The sequence below is a fragment of the Saccharopolyspora antiqui genome (assembly GCF_052246905.1).
Classification (GTDB): domain Bacteria; phylum Actinomycetota; class Actinomycetes; order Mycobacteriales; family Pseudonocardiaceae; genus Saccharopolyspora.
Map to the genome: position 1 here is coordinate 144,414 of NZ_JBQQBO010000018.1, position 19,326 is coordinate 163,739.

A 19,326-nucleotide genomic window follows, 5' to 3' on the forward strand; every position below is an offset into this window, starting at 1 on the left:
ATGAGCAATCCGTTCGACAACACCGAAGGCCGCTTCCTGGTGCTGGTCAACGACGAGAACCAGCACTCGCTGTGGCCGTCGTTCGTCGAGGTTCCGGCGGGCTGGCGGATCGCCTTCGGCGAGGACTCCCGCGAAGCCTGCCTGTCCTACGTGGAAGCCAACTGGACCGACCTGCGCCCGCGCAGCCTCGTCGATTCCCCCGGAACCTGAGAACCTGTCTTCGCACTCGTTTTGTGCGGCGGTGCGGGTGGCGAACCTGGCGATTTCGCGCGAAATCGCCACCCGCCCCGCATGAAAAACGTCGATTTCGCGCGAAATCGCCCACCCTCACGCGAGGCGGATCCGCGCGGCGCGGTTGCCGCTACCTGGCGTCCGACCACGTCCGCCACAGTTCGGCGTAGCGTCCGTCGGCGGCGAGCAGTTGGTCGTGGGTGCCATCCTCCACAATGGATCCCGCGTCGAGCACGATGACGCGGTCGCACGCGGCGGCCTGGGTGAGCCGGTGCGCGACGACCAGCGCCGTTCGGTCGGCCAGCAGGTTCAGCGCCGCGGTCTCCAGCACGCGCGCTCCGGCGCTGCCCGCTTCGGCGGTCGCCTCGTCCAAGATCGCGATGGGCGGATCCGCCAGGAAGACTCGGGCGATCGCGAGCTGCTGGGCCTGGGTCACGGTCAGCCGGTGCCCGCCCTCGCCGACGACGGTGTCCAGCCCGTCGGGCAGGGCGTGCGCCCAGTCGAGCGCGCCAGCGCCATCCAGGGCGTCGCGGAGTTCGTCGTCGGTCGCATCCGGCCGGGCGAGCCGAAGATCGTCGGCGAGCCGACCGGCGAAGACGTGCACCTCCTGGCTGATCAGCGCGACCTCCCGGCTGCTGGCCAGCCCCAGTTCGCGCAGGTCGACTCCGCTGACGGTGATCGAACCCCGGCTCGGGTGGTGCACACCGGCGATCAGCTTGGCCAGCGTCGTCTTGCCCGCGCCGCTCGCGCCGACCAGCGCCACCCGCTCGCCGGAGCGGACTTCGAGATCGATGCCGCGCAGCACGGGCTCTCCGAGGCGGTACTCGTGCTCGACGTCGGCGACCTTGATCGAGGCGTCCAGGCGCTGCGTCGGCGTCGGCTCCGGGGGCTCCGGCAGATCGGCGACGCCCACCAGCCGGACGAGGCTGGCCAGCGCGACCTGCGCCTCGTCCACCAGCCGCAGCGCGGCGTTGATCGGGTTGAACAGGTTGTGGAAGTACAGCGCGGCCGCGGTCGCCGTGCCGATCGTCGCGGCACCGCTGTCGACCAGGAGGAATCCGGTGGTGAGCACGGTCGCCAGGCCGACGAATTCGGCCAGGTTCAGCCGGTTGTAGAAGCCGGTGACCAACCGGACGCCCCGGAGCATCAGTTCCGCGGCGTGCCAGGAGCGCCGGTCCACGCGATCGGCGTGTTCGTCGCCGAGCCCGAACGCCCGGACCGTGTCCGCTCCGCCGATGCTGTCCAGCAGTTGGTGCTGCTGGGCCCCGGCGGCGATCCGCTGCGCCGTGTACAGGGGCATGGCTCGACGCAGGTACCACCGCACCGTGAAGATGTGGATCGGGGCGACCACCAGCGCCACCACCGCGAATCGCCAGTCCAGCACGATCAGCCCGACGAGGGTGAGCGCGATGGTCAGCCCCGAGCGCGCCAGTTCGGGAAGGGCGGTGCGGACCGCTTGCCCGATCGTGGTGACGTCGTTGGTGACCCGCGCGGTGAGATCGCCCGAGCCCGCGCGTTCCACCTGCTCCAGCGGCAGGTCGAGGGCGCGCTGCACGAAGCGCTCCCGCAGCGACGCCAGCGCACCCTCGCCGAACTTGGCGACGAGCCCGAGGCTCACGGCGCTGATCACACCCCGGGTTATCGCGACCAGCAGGATCAGCAGGACCGGCACCGTGATCGTGTCCGCGCCGCGCCCGGTGGCGACCAGATCGACGATGTGGCCCAGCAGCGGGGCGATCAGCAGCCCGAGGCCGGTCGCGGCGAACATCAGCGCCAATGAGCTCGCGACCACCGATCGGTGCGGCCGGAGCAGTGCCGCGACAGCGGACCGGGCGCGGGCGCCGTCGGCGGTGGGCAGCAGGTGGTTCGGCATCGCTTCCTCGACGTTCACGCGAGCACCGTCGCTCGGTATCGCTCGTCGGCCAGCAGGTCGTGGTGATCACCCTGTGCCGTCACCGCGCCGCCGTCCACGAAGAGCACGCGCTCCGTCACGCCGAGCAGGGCCGGGTTGGTGGTCACCAGGATCGTGGTGCGCCCGGCGCGGATGGCCCGCAGCCCGCTTGCGATTCGGGCCTCGGTCATCGCGTCGACCGCCGTGGTCGGATCGTGCAGGACGAGCACCTGCGGCTCGGCGGCCAGCGCCCTGGCCAGCGCGACGCGTTGCCGCTGCCCACCGGACAGCGAGCGCCCGCGTTCGGCGAGCACGGTGTCCGTGCCCGCGGGCAAGGTCCGCGCGACCTCATCCGCGGCCGACGCCCGCAGCGCATCGTCGAGCGCGGCACGTCGAGCACCCGCGGTTACGTTGTCCAGCAGGCTTTCCTCGAACAGGTCCGCGTCGTGCGCGGCGACCAGCACGGTCCTGCGGAAGCCTATGAGGTCCAATGTGGACAATTCATGGCCGTCCAGTTCCACCGACCCGGCCGGTGGGTCGGCGGATCGACCGAGGCACTCCAGCAGCGCGGTGGCGGCGCGCGGATCGGTCGTCACGACACCGGTTAGGCTGCCGGGCTCGATGTCCAGGTCCACCTTCCGCAGCGGACCGTGCGTGACACCGCGCAAGCGGATCCGGCCCCGCACCGGTTCCGGCAGCGGTGCCGTCCCGCCCCGCACCGCCGTGGGTGCGGAGAGCACGGCGTCGATTCGCTTCGCGGACGCCCGGCCTTGCGCCAGTTCCCCGTTGACGAACGCGAAGATCTCCAGCGGGCCCAGCAGGAACTGCGCGAGCCCGACCGCCGCGACCAGACCGCCGACGCTGATCTCGCCCTGCGCCGCCAGTCGACCGCCGACCAGCGCGATGACGGCGATCATCAGACCGGTGAGCGCGAGCATGCCACCGTCGTGCCAGGCCTTCGCGCGCGCGGCCCGCACCGTGGCGGCCAGCGAACTCCGGCTCGTCCGCCGATATCGGGCGACCGCCGCGGGCACCGCACCGATTCCCTTGAGCACGCGCAGCCCGGAGACCAGATCGGCTGCCATGCCGGAGGCGAGCGCGGCCCGCTGCTGCTCCGAATCGCTGCGCCGTTCCAGGGGTTTGCCGAGCAGGTGGGCGAGACCGAGCAGCAACGGCGTGCCGAGCAGCACGATCAGGCCGAGCGCGACCGAGATTTGCAGCAGCGCTGTACCGGCGACGAGCAGCCCTGAGAGCCCGGCCGCTCCGATCGGCAGCGCCAGGTTCACCACGCCCACCCGCTTCGCGTCATTGGTCGCGATGTTCACCAGCTCCCCGGACAGCCGCCCGGCCTCGGCTCCGCCGCGATGATCGAGGACCCGTCGGGTGAGATCCAGTCGCAGCAAGTGGGCCGCCAGGTACGACGCGCGTTCCCCGAAACGCGCGCCGTAGCGGAAGCTCAGCGAGATCGCGATGAACACCGCGGCCAACACCGCCAGCCACCACACCAAACTGCCGGACGAACGGGTGGTCACCGCCTCGTCGATGATCACGCCGATCAGCACCGGCACGAGTGCCTCGGAGCCCTGGTGCATCGCGTAGAGCACGGTGCTCGCGGTGACCAGCCGCCACTGCCCGCGAATCGCGTTGCCGAGCGCACCGGGGCGCGTGGCCTCTGACATCGCGTCCTCACCCTCCCGGCGGTCTCGAACCGCACCCGTCCAGAACCCAGACCGTAGGTAAGGCTACGCTAAGAAGTGAGGAGTTGGTCATGGAGTCGGCACCCGAAGGGCAAAATCGGTCATCAGCAGCCCGTTGCGACGCGCTCGCGAGACCGCGCAGATCGTCGCTTCCGGGGCCGGTCTGCGCGTTCGGGAGGACGCCCGCCTGCGCGAGTGTTGGAACTCGGCACGACCGGCCGGGCGTTCGGCGTTGGTTGCACACGGGCGGTCGGGTGTCTCATTTGGACACCGCGCCTGGTGGTCCCGGTGCAACAGGGGTCCGGTCGGCGTGGCGGACTACGAGGTACAGCGCCGGTAGACCGGCGATGATGACCATGGCGATCACGGCGATGGTGAATCGGCCCTGCGCGAGCATCGGGGTGACGAGCGCGGATCCGATAGCGGGGGTGGTTTGCATCAGGGTGCGCAGCGTGGCGAAAACCCTGCCGTGCAGGGCTTGGGGGACGCGGCGCATCCGCAGCGACTGGGCCCAGACGGTCATCGGCGCGCTGAGCAGGCCGATGGCGAAGCAGCCCGCGGCGATCGGAAGTTGCCGCGGGGCGGCGAGCAGCGTGAGGAAGGCCGCCGCGGCGACGGCTTGGACGACACCGATGGCGTGGGCCTGGGATCGGCGTGGCTGGTGCGCGCCCGCTGTGATGGCGCCGACGAGTTCGCCGACGGCGATCGAGGACAGCAGCAGGCCGAGGGCTGCCGGACCGTCGGGCAGGCGGTTGTCGGCAAGCCAGGGCGCGGTCACGAGCAGCATGCCTTCGGCGATGTTGAAGGCCATGAAGGAGATCGTGGTGCCGATGATCACGTGGTCGCCGCGGAGCCGGGCGAACGTCGGCTTCCAGCCGGGCGCCGGGCCGTCGGGAGCCGATGTGGTGTCGAACGCCGGTCGCAGCGGTTTGCGAACAGACGCCGCGGTGAGGGCGAGCACGACGAACGACACGCAGTCGATGATCAGCACGTTCGTCGGCCCCAGGGCTGGGATGAGCAGTCCCGCGACCGCTGGGCCGACCGCGTTGGCGACGCTGTAGCTCAGTGTTTCCAGCGCATTGGCGGCATCGAGATCGCGGTCCTCGACGAGGTGCGGGATGCTGGCCGGAAACCCCGCCAGCGGCACCATTTTCAGCAGCCCGTAGGTGGCCGCCACGGCGAACGGCAGCCAGCCGGGCATCGCACCGAGCGCGGCGGTCACCGGGATAGCTGCGACCGCCGTCGCACGCAGCACGCTGTCGGTGATCAGCACGGTGCGCTTGTCGAACCTGTCCAACAACGGACCGACCGCCAGGCCGCCCAGCGCGACCGGGGCCGTGTAGCACACGGCGAGCAGACCGACTTGGCCGACGCCGCCCGAGCCGGAGACCACGAGCCAGACCAGGGCGACCCAGCTCATCGCGTCGCCCAGCGCGGATACCGAGGCACCCAGCCACAATCGGCGGAAATCGGCGGTTCTGAGGACGTGCGAGTATCGCCGCATCACGATCCTTTCTCGCGGCGGTGACCGGGAAATCTTCAGCGGGCCGTTAGGACATCGCGCGCGTGCGCGGCGTCTCGTGAGCGGTTGTTCCGGTGCGAACCGGGATTTTCACCCACGAGCAAGCGCTGCCTTCTCGTGCTCCAGCAGCCAACGTTTGTGGCTCAGCCCGTAGTAGTAGTGGTTCAGCCCGCCATCGGAGGCGATGATGCGATGGCACGGTACGAGGAGCGGGACGAGGTTGGCCGCGCAGGCGGCTCCGGCAGCCCGGGCGGCGCGGGGATTGCCTGCCATCGCGGCCAGTTGGGCGTAGCTGACCGTGGCGCCGGGCGGGATCCGGCGCATCGCCTGCCAGGCGCGCATGCGGAATCCCTTCCCGGTCTGGAGCACCGGAATGGCCTGCAGCGCCTGGTGGTCGCCGACGAAGTACGCGCGTACCGCGTCGCGGTACGCCCCGAGGTCGTGGCACGCCCGCAGCGTCGCGGTGCGCCAGGGCAGCGGCAGCTCGTCCAGCAGGGAGTCGGGCGTGACGGTGAAACCGGCGGCGCGGACAGCGCCATCGTCGTCGACGAGCATGCTGAACGGTCCCAACGGGGTTGGCAGTGTGGTCGCATCCATCGCGTTCATCGCGGTGTCGACTCCTGGGGGCTGCGACGGGACCGCGGCGGCAGGCTCGTCCAGAGGTGCATCGCGGCGTACGAGCGCCACGGTCGCCACCGCTCGGCGTGACGTTGGAGCGCGCGCGGACCGCCGCCCACGCCGTGGCGGCGGGCGGCTTCCAGCAGGCCGAGATCGGTGTGCGGGAAGACGTCCGGATCGCGCAACGCGCGCATCGCGATGTACCCGGCGGTCCAGGGCCCGACACCGGTCAGCGCGCGCAACGCCGCGACGCACGCGGCGCGGTCCGCCCCTCTGTCCAGCACCAATTCGCCCGTGGACACCGCCTTGGCCAGTGCGCGGAGCGTGGCCGCGCGGGACTTGGTAAGGCCTATCGACGCGAGATCGGCTTCGGCGAGTGCGTCCGGGGTCGGGAACAGGTGCGTCGGCCGAGGGTGCGAGCCCTCCAGATCCTTGAGCGCAGCGCCGAAACGGGCGACCAACCGGGCGCCGAACGTTCGGGCCGCCGCCAGCGAAACCTGCTGGCCCAGCACCGCGCGCACGGCGAGCTCGAACCCGTCGGCGCAGCCGGGCACCCGCAACCCCGGCCTGGCGCGAACCAGCGGACCGACCACCGGATCAGCACCGAGATCATCGCCGATCGCCGCCGGATCGGCGTCCAGGTCGAACAGCTCCCGGCAGCGCTCCACGGCGGCGGTGACATCGCGCAGATCGGTCAGCGCGAACCGCACCGTCAGGGCGGCCTGCCCGTCCGGGGCGTCGGCGAACTCCGCGGCGACGAGCCCGCAACCGTGCGACAGCCGCATCGTGCGGACGTAACGCCGATCGTCCACCGCCTCGACACCATCCAAGGCCCGCGCTGCCAACCAGTCGAGCAACGGCCGCGCGGGCAGCGGTGGTCGATGGCGCAACCGCAGCACGAGTTCGCCGTTGCCGCTGCCCGCCTGCGCGCCGCGCAATTCGCTCGGGGCACAGCCGAACGTGGCGCGCATGCCGTCGTTGAACTGCCGCACGCTGGTGTACCCGGCGGCGAACGCCACGTCAGTCATCGGCAGCGCCGTCGACTCGATCAGCATCCTGGCCACCCGGGCGCGTCGGCTGATCGCCAACGTCTGCGCCCCGACCCCGACCTCCGCCACCAACTGTCGGTGCAGATGCCGCTCGCTGACCGCGAGCCGCCGCGCCAAGCCCCCGACGCCGTCCACGTCGACGGCACCGCCCGCTATCAGGCCCAGGGCTCTGCCCACCAGGTCACCGCGCACGTTCCACTCCGGCGAGGACGGCCCCGCCTCGGGGCGGCAGCGCCGACAGGCGCGAAAACCCGCCGCTTCCGCCGCGGCGGGCAGCCGGAAGAAGCGGGAGTTCTCGCGCCGAGGCGTCCGAGAGGGACAACTCGGTCGGCAGTACACCCGCGTACTGGTGACTGCCACCACGAAACGACCGTCGAAACGCCGATCTCGACTGGCCATCGCGCGGTACAGGACCTCGAACTCCAACACCCCGCCATCCTGCACCGCCGCACCCGTCGGCGCTGGCGGTCATCGGACCAAGCGGTGCCCGCCGCCGTCCCCGGGCGGTTCACGCCGCTAGGCGGAGGTCGTCGGCGTGATCCGGCGGCCCGACGCCGACCGGGTGCGGCGGTTGGTCGCACCCGTGGCGCCAGATCACACCGGGAGGGCCCCGGGTTTTCCGTCTTCCACCACGAACGAGGCGTGGGTGTAAGCCGGTGCGTCCGAGCGGCTGACAGTTGTCACCATCCGCAGGTCCGTCTGCCACTGCTCTCGATCGACGGTGCACCGGACGTAGCCTCGCCGGTCCCCGTCGAAGAACCGGATGTGCGGGTTGTACTTGATCATCGGGCCGTAGTACGGGCCGTAAACATCGCCGTCACCGTTGCTGGAGATGGAAGTTCCGACGAACTCCGTCGCGACGACGGGGGAATCCGGTGCGTCGAAGTCGCGCTTGATGTCGTTGACGAAGGTCGAATGCCAGTCACCGGTGATGACGACGGGGTTGCGGACCAACGCATCGGCGAGGTGATCCGTGATTCGGTTGCGCGCGGCGGGGAAACCGTCCCAGGCATCGTGCCAGAGGATGTCTCCGGCTGGCCCGTCGTGGTCGAGGCGGCCCATCATGACGTTGTTCGCCAGCACGTTCCACCTCGTGTTCGAGGAGGCAAGTCCGTCTAGGAGCCAGTTTTCCTGCCGCTGTCCGAGCATCGTCACCGACGGGTCGTACGCCGCGTCGCACGCGGGGGCCTCTCCCCAACCACACGGGGGAATGCTGCGGTACTGCCGACCGTCGAGCACGTTGAACTCGGCGAGGTCGCCGTACGAAAGCCGCCGGTACAGACGCATCTCCTCGGTCTGCGGAATGGCGGAACGCCGCAGGGGCTGGTGCTCGTAGTAAGCCTGGTACGCAGCGGCGCGCAGTTGCCGGATGTTGCCGTTGTACTGCGACGAGTCGCCTGCGTAGTCGTTCTGCACCTCGTGGTCGTCCCAGGTCACGATCCAGGGGAACCGCGCGTGCGCACGCTGCAGATCGGGATCCGTCTTGTACAGCGCGTACTGCAGGCGCCAGCGTTGCAGCGTCTGGCAGTCCGGACTCAGTTGTGCGGGAACCGGTGTGCGCCGGTAGCCGCCGTCCGCCGGAATGCCGCCCTCGTAGACGTAGTCGCCGAGGTGCACGACGAGGTCGATGTCCTCCTCGGCAAGGTGGCGGTAAGCCGAGTAGTAACCGCTCGCCCAGTCCTGGCACGAGGCGAACGCGAAGGACAAGCTCGAAATCCGCGCACCTGCGGCGGGACTCGTTCGGGTTCTGCCGACCGGCGACAGGTCGGCACCGCAACGGAACTGGTACCAATATTCGCGATCCGGGCGGAGTCCGACGGGCTCGACGTGCACGGAATGCGCCAATTCCGGCAGCGCCGCAACCGTGCCCTCGCGCACCACCTTGGTCATGGCCTCGTCGGTGGCCACCTTCCAGTCGACGGCGACCGGTCGCGCGGGCATGCCACCGAGGGCGCCCAGCGGGTCGGGGGCGAGGCGGGTCCACAGCACGAACCCGTCCGGTGCGGGGTCACCGGAGGCGATACCGAGAGCGAAGGGGTACCCACCCGAGCTCGGAGGTGCGGCGGCGAGCGCATCTCTCTCGATTGGCACCTGGGCGAGCGCCGCGAGGCCAGCGATGCCGCCCATCGCGCCGAGGAACCTCCTGCGGTTCCAACCATCGGACGATTGCTCGATCAAGGCCGTACCTCCCGTATTCAAAGGACAATGTGGACGATCGTTCGGTGTCCTGATGGCGCGGAACTGACAGCTAATCGAACGCGGTATTAACAGTGGCCGTTGTGGCAACACCCGAGCAGGGCCCGAAGCGCTGGGTGTCATCCGAGCCACGTTCCCCGGGAAGCGATGCGCGACTCGGTTGACGCTCGATCCAGGGCGTTGTGAGCTGTCGGTAGCAGAGCCGGAAGTGTCCGACTTGACAGGGTCTGTAGTGGACGTGGCGGTGGGTCTGCGGCGGGAACTTCCCTTCGGGGCGGCGTCAGGACTGCGCGTCGGCGGAGACCAGGTGGACCTGCTGGGTCCCGTCCCGCTGGCCGCCGGTGGCGCCGCGGTCGCCGGTGAACACGACGAGCCCGGCCGAGGCGGCGGGGAAGGTGGCGTTGCCCGGCCTGGTCAGCTGGACGGGCGCCGACCAGCTGGCGTTCGCGGTGGCGCGGGCCGTGCAGACCTTCCACCGCCAGTCCGCCGCGCGCGAGTCGTACCAGACCGCGCGCACGGAGCCGTCCTGGTCACGGCTCAGCCGCGGCCGCTGGCTAATCGCGTTCGGGTCCTCGGCGAAAGACTGGAAGGCGGACCAGGTCTGCCCGCCGTCGGTGGACCGGCTCGACCGCAGTGCCAGGTTCGCGCCGGAGCTCTGCAGCGCGCCGCTGTCCCAGGCGACGACGAAGGCGCCGTCGCGGTCCGCGGCCGCGCTCGGGTGGCGGTCAGCGCGGTCGGTGGCGGCGCTGACCTGGACCGCGTCGCTCCAACCGGCGTGCTGGCCCGCCCGGGTGCTGGCGAGGATCTGCCAGTTGTCGGGATCGGTGCCGCCGCCTGCCGGTGATCCGGCGGGCGGGGTGTGTCCTGTCCACAGTGGATCCGGGTCGAACCGGTCGTCCTGCCAGACGATGAGAACGCGGTCGTCCTCGCCGACGGTCACGGCCGGGAACAGCGAGGCCGGGTAGCGCGGCGAGCGGGCGTCGGCGGCCCGGTCACCGGCGCTGACCGCCTTGCCCGCGGCCGACACGTTCACCGGGTGCGGATCGACGCCGATCACCTGGGCGAACACGTCGAAGGCACCGCCGGTGTTGTCCGCCCACGCGACCACCGGATGCCCGCTGCCGAGCAGCGCGATGGCGGGGTGCACAGCGCGGCCGGTGCCGCCGTCGAGCCGTACGGCAGGAGCGAAGTTCGCGCCGCCATTGGTGCTGTGCCGCAGGTAGATCGCGGGTCGGTGCGGTTGTTCCTGACCGCGTTCGTCCTGCCAGATCACCCAGACGTCGCGGCCGGACGCGGCGATCCGGGGTGCGGTCGCGGTCCCGGAGCCGTCGGACAGCTCGAACTGGGGTCGACCGCGCCCACCGCGGTCGACCCGGCGGTACACGACTGAGCTGCGCCCGCCCGCGTGCCGCTGGGCGACCACGTGCACGTCACCGCCCGTGGCGGCGACGTCGGCGAACCCGGTGAACTCGCCGTTGCCGCCGAGCACCGCCACGGCGCCGTCGTGGCCGGTTTCCGCCGGGGGCAACGGAATCTCCGGCTCGGGCGTGGCCGCTCGGCCGACCGAGACGAAGACGGGCGAGGTCGCCGCGCGCAACTGGTCCGGTCGGTTCGGGTCGGCGTCGGCGCCGGACGGGTCGCCGGGCGACCGCGCCTCGGCGCGGAACCAGACGTGGTCTGCCGACAGCGTGAGCGGCAGGACGTGGGTGTCGTCGTCCCCGGCCACGGTGGTGTCGAGCACGGCGCCCGCCGAGCGCCCCGGCGCGGCGTACACGAGCAGGCGCGTTCCGGCGCCGCGCTGGACCCGGATCCGCAAGGCCGCCTTGCGGGCCGGTCCGCGGGGGATCACGATCTCGTCACCGCCGATCGCCTCGAACTTCCCGTCGCCGTCGAGGTCGGCCTCGATCGTCACGAACGGGCCCGCGACGCTGGCGGACACCGTGGTGCGGCCCGCTTTGAGGGCGTCCAGGATCGCGCGGACGCTGCGGTCGGCGGCGAACACCCAGGTGGCCGGTTGGCCCGGCCCGGCGACCCCCCACAGTTCGCGGAAGTGGCAGTCGCTGGCGGCGCTGACACCGGTGCGGAAACCGCGGTTCCAGCGGTTCTCCGCGTAGTCCACCTGCACGTCGGGGTCGGAGGCGACGTTGAGCACCTCGATGCCGTGCATGCCCTGTGCGCTGGCGTTGTCGTTGGGCCCGTCGGCCGGGGTGTACTCGCCGTCGTCGGGATGCGCGACGTGCCACACCGCGTCCTGCGAGCGGGCGTCCCAGATCGACTGCTGAACGTGCCGGAACGCGGGGGAGCCCGGCGGATTGGCGCCGTCCACCAGGTGGTCGACCGCGCCGAGCACGATCGCGTGCGGCGAACCGTTGGCCTCCTCGCCCGGGATCAGCAGCAGCCGCTCCGACGTCCACTGTGGATCCCAGTGCTGGTCGTAGGTGCGGTGGTCGGTCAGCGGCAGGAAGTCCAGCCCGGTGCGCTCCGCCTGCCCGATCTGGTCACCGACGGGCAGGTTGCCCGGCAGCGTCTGCTTCGACTGCTGGCGTGGCAGGCTCCCGTCGGCGGAGTGGTCGTCGTGCACGTGCGTGTCGCCGACCAGCCACATCCCCTGCGGTTCCGCGCGGTCTCCCGCGAAGCCGTCGACCGATGCGAACGCTGGCGAGGCGGCGATGCCGGTCGCGGCGACGGCCCCGCTCGCGACGATGAACGTTCTGCGCGTCAGACCCATGTCCGTCCTTCCGTGACCCTCAGGGGAGGGAGATCCCGTGCACCACGCCGTGCTGGTCGCCGACGACGAGCGTCCTTTCGTGCTGCGGGACTGGTGCCGTCGAACACCGTCTGCGGGTACGGCTGCACGCCGACCTGCGTTGCGCTCGCCTTGGGCGGCAGGAACGCCTCACCCGGCATCGCCCCGGCGGCAAGCCCGAGGAAGGCGCTGCGGTGCGTGCCGGGATGCCGACAGTCGTCGACCATCTGGGGTTCTCCGTCCGTGATTGGTGGGCTCAGCGAGCTTCACCCGAACGGGTTAATCACGTGTTGCGCGCCGCCATGGTGCGGCTGAACGCGAAGCCAAGCTCTCCCGGGGGTGTGGGCACACGGCGAGCTGACGCGACGCGGGAAATGCGAGGTCTGTCACGCACTGTCCGCCTCAGCTCACCAAGAACGTGGCCTTGTCGGCGTGCGGGGTTCCGGTCAGAGGACGAAGGTGCCGTGCCCCAGGCCGTTCAACTTCTCCTCCAACAGACCTGTCGCGGTACCCTGCAACGCGTTCTCGACGGCAGCCCGCGCGCTTCGCGACTGCGTGGCCTCATCCGCGCCTTCAGGGAATCGGTACTCCAGCTCCTCGGCAGTCAGGATCGCCTTCGCCGAGGCAGTGCACAGGATCGCATGGCTATCGAGGTCGGCGATCACAGCCTCGACGTTCATCGAACCGCCAGTAAAGGTGGTGCGGGTGGCAGATCCCGGGTCGATGGCGAAGACGCGGGTCACAACCACGTATCGCGTACGCGCCAAGGCATCGACGAACTCGGCGTATCCGTCGTCCGCCCACTCGGAGTCGTGCTCGTCCGGTTGGTACGACGGGTCGGATCCTTCGATCAGGTTCTCCAGGATGGACCCTGAGGCGATGTCGAACCTACCCGGCAGCTCGTCTGCGAAATTGGTCAGCTCCTCCTGCGTGACGACAACGGTATTGCCAACGACACGTTCCAGCTGCGGGTCCGGGTGATCGAAGAGGTGCTGACCCGCCGGAACACCTGGACAAGCCGTCTCGTGGATCTGCCCCACCGGCGGCATCGCCTTCGATACGGCGAGGAAGGCCTGCCGGATCGCGTTGAACCGGTCGGCATGGCGCAAGTACACGTCCCGGTAGGTGTCCTGGCTGAAGTAGATGACCGCGCCCACCGTCACGGCAGCCACGAGCACAAACACCAGCAAGAGTCGCCATAACCGGAACACAGACCAGGACGATACAGACTCCAGCGCTGGAGGTGCCGCCGCCAAGGGCGTGATCGACGCAAGCGCGGTGCACGTCAGGTCGCGTCGTTGCTTCCGCCTCGCGTCGCCCGCTCATCGGCGGGCGCCAGGGTGATGTCGAAACGCACCCGTGACCACGAGCTCGCGCCCAGGTCCCGACCGTCCGGTGTGGACGTTCCAGGAGACTGGTGAGCGAAGTCCTTGACCAGGGAGGGACGGACGCCGAAGACGGTGTCGCTGGTGAGGAGTTCGTCGCCGCGGACGAAGATGTGCGTGACGAGCGTGCGCCGCCCCTCGGCTGTGACCATGAAATGCAGGTGCGATGCGCGCATGGGTGAGCGACCGGTGGCCTCCAACAGCCGCCCGACCGGCCCGTCGTGCGGGATCGGGTACGGCGTCGGCGTGAGGCCCCAGAACCGGTACGTGCCATTGGAATCGGTGAACAGGTGCGCGCGACCGGCCACCCGATCATCGGTGTACTGGACGTCGTACCAGCCGTCCGCGTCCGCCTCCCACACCTCGATCCGCGCTCCCGGCACGGGAACGCCGTCGGTGTCGGTGACGGTGCCCTCGACCCAGCAGGGTTCGCCCTTGGCGCCGCCGGTGAGGTCGCCGCCCAGCTCGATCCTGGGCGAGTCCGCGATGAAGAACGGGCCGAACACCGTCGCCTCGGTGGCATCGCCGTAGGCCTGGTTGTTGACGGTGATGGTCTGCATCGAGGCACCGAGCACGTCGGAGAGCAGGATGAACTCCTGCCGCTTGTCATCGGTGGTGTGCCCCACCGCGGTCAGGAACTCGATACCGGCGTTCCACTCCTCCTCGGTCAGCCGCACCTCGCGGATGAACGCGTGCAGGTGGGTGGTCAACGACCGCATCACGGTCTGCAGGCGCTTGTTGGCGGCGTCGTGGAAGCTGGCCAGGACGGTGGCGGTGAGCTCCGCCTCCCGCCGGGCTTGCTCGCTGCGCGCGTCCAGCGGAGGCGCGCCCGACCACGCGATCCGCAACAGGGCCCGCACGTCATCCCGGGTGACCGGGCGCGGGTTCGAGGGCGGGACGGCGGGCAGGACGAGGTCGGTGGCCTCGTCGAGGTTCGCCTCGGCCAGTCCGAGATCCTTCAACGCGGTGGGCGCTCCGAGTCGGGTGTAGAGCTGGTTGAGGGCGGCTACCGCATCGGTGCCGTCCAAAGCATCGGCGACACGCGCGGTCGCCTCCGGAGCGGACGCGGCGTTGAGCGCCAGCACGTGCGGCAGAACCACCGCGTGGGTTTCGGCGTGCGGCAGGTTGTAGGCACCGCCGAGGACGTGGCAGATCTTGTGGTGGATCCCGGAACCGGCCGAGGCGAACGCGACCGCCGACAGGTAGGCGCCGTAGAGCAGCCGTTCCCGGGCGTCGAGGTCGTTCGGATTCGCCACGACGGCCGGTAGACCGGCTGCCAGGGTGCGAATGCCCTCGGTGGCCAGCGCCGCGTTGATCGGGTCTGCCCGTGGCGCCCACAGCGAATCCACGCAATGCGCCAACGCGTTCAGCCCCGAGGCCGCCGACAGGTTGGCTGGCAACGAGAGGGTGAGCTCGGCGTCGTAGACCACCGTGGTCGGCAGGACTCGGTCGTCGACCCCGGTGGTCTTGCGCGCGTCCTCGGTCAGACCCCAGACGTTGGTGGCTTCCGAACCGGCGTAGGTGGTGGGCACCGCGATGATCGGCAGCCCCGTGGTGAGCGCGACGGCCTTGGCCAGCCCGGTCGTGGATCCGCCACCGACGCTGAGGAGCAGGTCGACACCGCGCTCCGCGGCCGCGTGGCGTGCCTTGGTCGCCGTGTCCACCGGGACGTGCTGCGCGACGTCGTGGTAGCTGACCGCGACCTCGATGTCAGCGCTGACCTTCTCGGCAAGCTCCCGCTCCGGCGGGGCGGCGATGAGCATGACCGAGGTGGCGCCGAGCCGCCGCACCTCGGCGGCTACGTGTTGCGCGGCGCGACCGGTGCCGAACAGCACCTGCTGCCCCAGAGTGCGGTGCGCGAATTCCAAAGACATTTGCGGCTCAGTCCTTCCGGCTCAGGATCACCGACATGGCGTTCAGCAGGGCATCTTCCGGGGCGTCGGCGAGCCGGTGGGATCGCCAGCCGATGTGCTTGTCGGGCCGGACGAGCAGCACACCGTCCTCGTCGACCTCCCGGAGCACGGCCCAGTCGAAGTAGAGGTCGGTGATCTCCCGACCGGGGCCGATCACGACCGTCTCGATCGGCACCCCGAGCGTGGCGCCGACCTTCGCCGCAGCCGCCACCCACGGTTCGCCGATGATCCCGGTGAGGAGCGTGAACCGGCCGTAGGGCGCCAGATCGTGCGTGGAGCACTTGCGGTTGCTGTTGCCGACCCACGCGTGCGGCAGGCGCGCACCCGGCGCGGTGGACGGTTGGTAGTACAACTCCGGGTCGCGCTCCGGCGTCGGGAGCGACGATCCGGCACCGACCACGGCGGTGGAGGCGTAGTGCTGCCCGAGTTCGACGCCGTGGGCGTTGAACTCGTAGTTCTTGATCTCCATCGCTCGCCGGATGGCCTCCCGCTTGGCAGCCCCCTCGGGGGTGTTCGCCTTGCGCCCGTCCATCTTCGCGATCATCTCGGCCTCGCTCTCGCCCCCCGAGATGCCCATCGCCTCGAACAGTCGCCCGAACTCCCGCGCGGACTTGTTGGCCCGCCGCACGATCTGCTCGGCCACGGGTGCCCGTTCGGCCGAGTACGTCTCCAGCAGCTCGTCGCCAGCCCGCCCGCGCAGCACCGCCGCGATCTTCCAGGCCAGGTTGTAGGAATCCTGGATCGACGTGTTGGAGCCGAGTCCGTTGCTCGGCGGATGCTTGTGCACGGCGTCCCCGGCGCAGAACACCCGCCCGGACTGCAGACGCGTCGCGTATTGCTCGTTGTTGCCCCACAGCGAGGTTCCCGTGATCGTCACCCCGAGGTCCGGCACGCCCACCAGGTTGCGCACGATCTGGGTCGCGGCGTCGGTGTCGATCACCGGCGGTTCCCGGGTGATGTCGTAGCCCCAGACGATCAGCCACTCGTGCCAGGGGCGCACCATGCGCACCAGGCCCGCCCCGATGCCCCCGATGTTGGAGCCGGGCTGGATCACCCAATACAGCACGGACGGTCGGTGGCCGACGAGTTCGCTGAGGTCGGCTTGGAACGTGATGTTCATCGACCCCGCGATGTCCATCTGCCCTTCCATCGGCAGCCCCAGGTCCGTGGCGACCTTGGAGCGGGCGCCGTCAGCGCCGATGAGGTACTTGGCGCGGATGGCGTACTCGCGGCCGGTCAGCCGGTCGAGCACCGTGGCCGTGACCCCGTCGGCGTCCTGCACGTGGGAGAGGTATTCGGTGGAGAACCGGGTCTGGGTGCCGCGTACGGTGGCGCCTCGAACCAGGATCGGTTCGAGGTAGGTCTGCGGGATGTCGCAGTTCCACGACGGCGAGGCCAGCTCGTAGTCGGCGTGCCTCGCGGGATGCGTGCCCCAGGCGCGGATGCGGCCGATCTCCTCCCCGGTGATCGAGGTGCAGAAAACGGTGTCCCCCATCAGCTCGTGCGGGGTTGCCTCCGCCAGCACCTGATCCTCGATGGCGACATCGCGGAAGATCTCCATCGTGCGCTGGTTGGTGATGTGCGCCCGCGGCGTGTTCGCCGTCCACCGGTACTTGGTGACCATGATGTTGTCCACCCCGAGCGTGGACAGGAACAGCGCGGCCGAGGCACCGGCCGGGCCCGAGCCGACGATGAGCACCTCCGTCTCCACCGGCCCGGAGACCGGGGCATCGGTCTCGGGCAGACCGTCGTCGAAGATCGCCATTGTTCTTCCTCCGCAGCACTGCGCAGCCAGCTGTTCCGGCAACGGCCAGACCGTCGCACGGCGGGGCACCGGGAAGCACGCACTGGCGGATTTGGGCACGGGTTTGGCGGGAAAGTGCGCAGCCACCCCGCTCGGCTCGTCAGCTCCGGCGATCGGTGGCCCGGCGCTGCGCGTCGCGGGGCGTCTCCGAAAAGCGTTGTTTGAAGGCACGGGCGAAGTAGGACTGCGACGAGAACCCGCACGCGCGGGCGACGTCGCCGACAGCGGGCTGGTCGGCGCGGTTCGAGGTCAGCATCCCTCGCGCGAGGTCCAAACGCCGGTCGGTGATCCAGCGGGCCAGGCCGCCGTGCTCGCTGAACACGCGGGACAGCTGTCGCTCGCTGATCCCGATCCCCGCCGCGACGCGGGCCGCGGAAAGCGCGCGGTCGGTCAGATTCCGTTCGATGAAGGACTGGGCCGTGGCCAGCTGCGACCGGGTATCGCCCGCCCGGGCGCCGACCACCATCGCCCGCAGCAATTCGAGCACTTCCCGCTCCAACCGGTGCTGGTCCTCGTTCAGCGGCCCGTCCAGCGCGGAACGCATCAACTTCGCGAGCGCATAGCCCTGGCTGCTGGCACCCGGCCCGCCCGCGATGTCGAACACGCGCGGGACGCGCGACGGCGCGGTCTCGGCGAGACCTTCGAACACGGTGCGCGGGACCTTCAGCACGAGTTCGGTGAGTCCCTGTGCGAAGCCGCGTACGAACGGCACGTCGGCGTCGCAGAGCACCGCCTGCCCTGGCCGCAGGATCCGGACGCCATCGTCGTAGTAGAAGAACGCCTCACCGGCCATCGCGACGTACAGCACGACCGCGCAAGCCGGGTGGTGATCGATCTGGTGCAGCGTGCGCTCGACGAAGTGCGGGGTTCCCGTCACCTGGGCCACCTCGACGTTCGGCAACCACAGGTTGAGCTCAGTCGCCTCCAGCGGCGCCTCGTTGATCGTCTTGCAGTTCAAGCCGATGAGGGCGCGGGCGTTGTAGTGCTCCCAGAGCTCCAGCCGCTGCGACGTCGGCAAACCCGCGGTGGAGAAACGAACCGGACCCGACCGCCGCCCAGCCTGCGGATACGAGAAGCCGCGCTCTGGAGCCAGATGAAGTCGCTTCCCCACCTGCCACCTCCGTCCTTCCGGGCTCAATGCGCGGGAACTGGCCGTGCTCGCCCGGTCAGAAGGTGACTTGTGCGCGGAACTGCTCGGCGAGTTGATGGAGGAACTCGGTGGTGTCGTGGCGCTCCAGCGCGGCGCCGCGCAGCCGGTCCCACGCGTCGTTGAACAGGTCGAAGTCGTCCTCGTCGTCGAGGTAGAGGCCACCGGCCACGTGCTCGACGAAGACGAAGTCCTTGGTGCCGTCGGAAAACCGCATGATCGTGAAGTCGTTGGGCACGTACGGCAGGCGTACCCCGAACGGCAGGACGTGGATGTAGGCGCGCGGGTAGCGCTGTTGGAGGTCCAGCAGATGTTCGACCTGGTCGAGGGCGACGGAGGGATTGGGGCCGCCAGGCATCCGGTGGAAGGCGCCTTCGCCGAGGATGAAGCGGTAGTACGGCGGCCGCGGGATTTCGAAGACCTGCTTGCGGTCCAACCGGTTGCGCACCAACGAGGTCACGTCGGCAGCCCGGTCCTCGCTGAACTGGGTGAGCATGTAGTGCTCGGATTGCAGCGGTCCGGGGATGCGCTCGCCGTGCCAGCTCAGGATCTCCGCGGCGGCTGGTTCGAGGTCGGTGAAGGTGCGGAACCACTGCGGCACGGCCGTTCGGTACCCGGACCACTGACTGCGCTGGTTGCTGCTTGAGCGGGCCAGCTCCAACATCACCTCGGATTCGGTCTTCCCGGTGCCGAACGCGTCGAGCATGCGCCTGAGTTCGGCGTTCTTGACCGCCACGATGCCGGATTCGATCTTGTTGATCTTGCCCTGGCTGCACCCGAGCAACTCGGCGACCGCCTGCTGGGTCATTCCCGCGGCGACTCTGGCTCGGCGGATCTCGTTTCCGAGTTGTCTGCGTCGCGAGGTTACCGTGCTCGGCACCACACCTCCGCTGTTGTTCCTGCCCCTGCGCCCATCAGCAAGCACCACACTTTAGTGCACTGCCCGGCTTGAAGAGTGCGTGGATTGGTTTGCGTGGCGGTGCGGGTAGCGGAGCCTTCGGTGCCTGTTTTTGAAGTGGTCGTGTCGGGCCGTCCACCTCGGGTGAGGTGGGCGATTTAGCGCGAAATCGCCGTCTCCCATGCGGGGCGGGTGGCGTTTTCGCGCGAAATCGCCAGGTCTGCTACCC

The 19,326-nt window shown here is 69.9% G+C and carries 13 protein-coding genes and 1 pseudogene; 2 read left to right on the forward strand and 12 right to left on the reverse strand.

The features are described from left to right. A complete protein-coding gene (locus ACTWQN_RS26160; RefSeq protein WP_443206217.1) occupies positions 1 to 210 on the forward strand; it encodes an MbtH family protein in 210 nt (69 codons plus the stop codon). 151 nt (positions 211 to 361) lie between these two features. On the opposite strand, the gene ACTWQN_RS26165 is transcribed toward ACTWQN_RS26160, so the two are convergent. Both ACTWQN_RS26165 and ACTWQN_RS26170 read right to left on the reverse strand, forming a co-directional pair. Then, the gene (locus ACTWQN_RS26165; RefSeq protein ID WP_443206235.1) at positions 362 to 2,104 is read right to left on the reverse strand and encodes an ABC transporter ATP-binding protein; all 1,743 of its coding nucleotides are present in this window, start codon (positions 2,102 to 2,104) and stop codon (positions 362 to 364) included. Positions 2,105 to 2,118: 14 nt separating this feature from the next. Continuing rightward, positions 2,119 to 3,801 carry an ABC transporter ATP-binding protein gene (locus ACTWQN_RS26170; RefSeq protein WP_443206218.1) on the reverse strand — a complete coding sequence of 561 codons (1,683 nt, stop codon included), beginning with the start codon at positions 3,799 to 3,801 and terminating at the stop codon, positions 2,119 to 2,121. Between the two features lie 118 nt (positions 3,802 to 3,919). On the opposite strand from ACTWQN_RS26170, the pseudogene ACTWQN_RS26175 reads away from it, so the two are divergent. Then, positions 3,920 to 4,159: pseudogene (locus ACTWQN_RS26175) on the forward strand (histidine phosphatase family protein); the annotation flags it as partial. Here the strand turns inward: ACTWQN_RS26175 and ACTWQN_RS26180 are convergent. The 10 genes from ACTWQN_RS26180 to ACTWQN_RS26225 form a co-directional block, all read right to left on the reverse strand. Further along, a complete protein-coding gene (locus ACTWQN_RS26180; protein WP_443206219.1) occupies positions 4,079 to 5,323 on the reverse strand; it encodes an MFS transporter in 1,245 nt (414 codons plus the stop codon). The pseudogene ACTWQN_RS26175 and the gene ACTWQN_RS26180 overlap by 81 nt on opposite strands. A gap of 108 nt (positions 5,324 to 5,431) precedes the next feature. Continuing rightward, on the reverse strand, positions 5,432 to 5,947 hold the full coding sequence (locus ACTWQN_RS26185; RefSeq protein WP_443206220.1) for a methylated-DNA--[protein]-cysteine S-methyltransferase: 516 nt from the start codon (positions 5,945 to 5,947) through the stop codon (positions 5,432 to 5,434). Continuing rightward, positions 5,944 to 7,437 carry a DNA-3-methyladenine glycosylase 2 family protein gene (locus tag ACTWQN_RS26190; RefSeq protein WP_443206221.1) on the reverse strand — a complete coding sequence of 498 codons (1,494 nt, stop codon included), beginning with the start codon at positions 7,435 to 7,437 and terminating at the stop codon, positions 5,944 to 5,946. The genes ACTWQN_RS26185 and ACTWQN_RS26190 overlap by 4 nt, the downstream gene beginning before the upstream one ends. A 165-nt stretch (positions 7,438 to 7,602) precedes the next feature. Then, on the reverse strand, positions 7,603 to 9,186 hold the full coding sequence (locus ACTWQN_RS26195) for an alkaline phosphatase D family protein (protein ID WP_443206222.1): 1,584 nt from the start codon (positions 9,184 to 9,186) through the stop codon (positions 7,603 to 7,605). A 298-nt stretch (positions 9,187 to 9,484) separates the two neighbouring features. Beyond that, positions 9,485 to 11,932 carry a CehA/McbA family metallohydrolase gene (locus ACTWQN_RS26200; protein ID WP_443206223.1) on the reverse strand — a complete coding sequence of 816 codons (2,448 nt, stop codon included), beginning with the start codon at positions 11,930 to 11,932 and terminating at the stop codon, positions 9,485 to 9,487. Between the two features lie 464 nt (positions 11,933 to 12,396). Beyond that, on the reverse strand, positions 12,397 to 13,134 hold the full coding sequence (locus ACTWQN_RS26205) for a hypothetical protein (RefSeq protein WP_443206224.1): 738 nt from the start codon (positions 13,132 to 13,134) through the stop codon (positions 12,397 to 12,399). Positions 13,135 to 13,235: 101 nt separating this feature from the next. Next, on the reverse strand, positions 13,236 to 15,209 hold the full coding sequence (locus tag ACTWQN_RS26210) for a hydroxyquinol 1,2-dioxygenase (protein ID WP_443206225.1): 1,974 nt from the start codon (positions 15,207 to 15,209) through the stop codon (positions 13,236 to 13,238). A gap of 7 nt (positions 15,210 to 15,216) precedes the next feature. Next, the gene (locus ACTWQN_RS26215) at positions 15,217 to 17,013 is read right to left on the reverse strand and encodes an FAD-dependent oxidoreductase (protein ID WP_443206226.1); all 1,797 of its coding nucleotides are present in this window, start codon (positions 17,011 to 17,013) and stop codon (positions 15,217 to 15,219) included. Positions 17,014 to 17,152: 139 nt separating this feature from the next. Further along, positions 17,153 to 18,163 carry a helix-turn-helix domain-containing protein gene (locus ACTWQN_RS26220; protein WP_443206227.1) on the reverse strand — a complete coding sequence of 337 codons (1,011 nt, stop codon included), beginning with the start codon at positions 18,161 to 18,163 and terminating at the stop codon, positions 17,153 to 17,155. Between the two features lie 55 nt (positions 18,164 to 18,218). Beyond that, complete coding sequence (locus ACTWQN_RS26225; protein ID WP_443206228.1) at positions 18,219 to 19,079, reverse strand: helix-turn-helix domain-containing protein; 861 nt, start codon at positions 19,077 to 19,079, stop codon at positions 18,219 to 18,221. Positions 19,080 to 19,326 lie beyond the last annotated feature (247 nt).

Coding starts and splice junctions, on each gene's coding strand:
- ACTWQN_RS26160 (WP_443206217.1), top strand. CDS start 1: ATGAGCAATCCGTTCGACAACACCGAAGGCCGCTTCCTGGTGCTGGTC.
- ACTWQN_RS26165 (WP_443206235.1), bottom strand. CDS start 2,104: ATGCCGAACCACCTGCTGCCCACCGCCGACGGCGCCCGCGCCCGGTCC.
- ACTWQN_RS26170 (WP_443206218.1), bottom strand. CDS start 3,801: ATGTCAGAGGCCACGCGCCCCGGTGCGCTCGGCAACGCGATTCGCGGG.
- ACTWQN_RS26215 (WP_443206226.1), bottom strand. CDS start 17,013: ATGGCGATCTTCGACGACGGTCTGCCCGAGACCGATGCCCCGGTCTCC.
- ACTWQN_RS26200 (WP_443206223.1), bottom strand. CDS start 11,932: ATGGGTCTGACGCGCAGAACGTTCATCGTCGCGAGCGGGGCCGTCGCC.
- ACTWQN_RS26210 (WP_443206225.1), bottom strand. CDS start 15,209: ATGTCTTTGGAATTCGCGCACCGCACTCTGGGGCAGCAGGTGCTGTTC.
- ACTWQN_RS26185 (WP_443206220.1), bottom strand. CDS start 5,947: ATGAACGCGATGGATGCGACCACACTGCCAACCCCGTTGGGACCGTTC.
- ACTWQN_RS26180 (WP_443206219.1), bottom strand. CDS start 5,323: ATGCGGCGATACTCGCACGTCCTCAGAACCGCCGATTTCCGCCGATTG.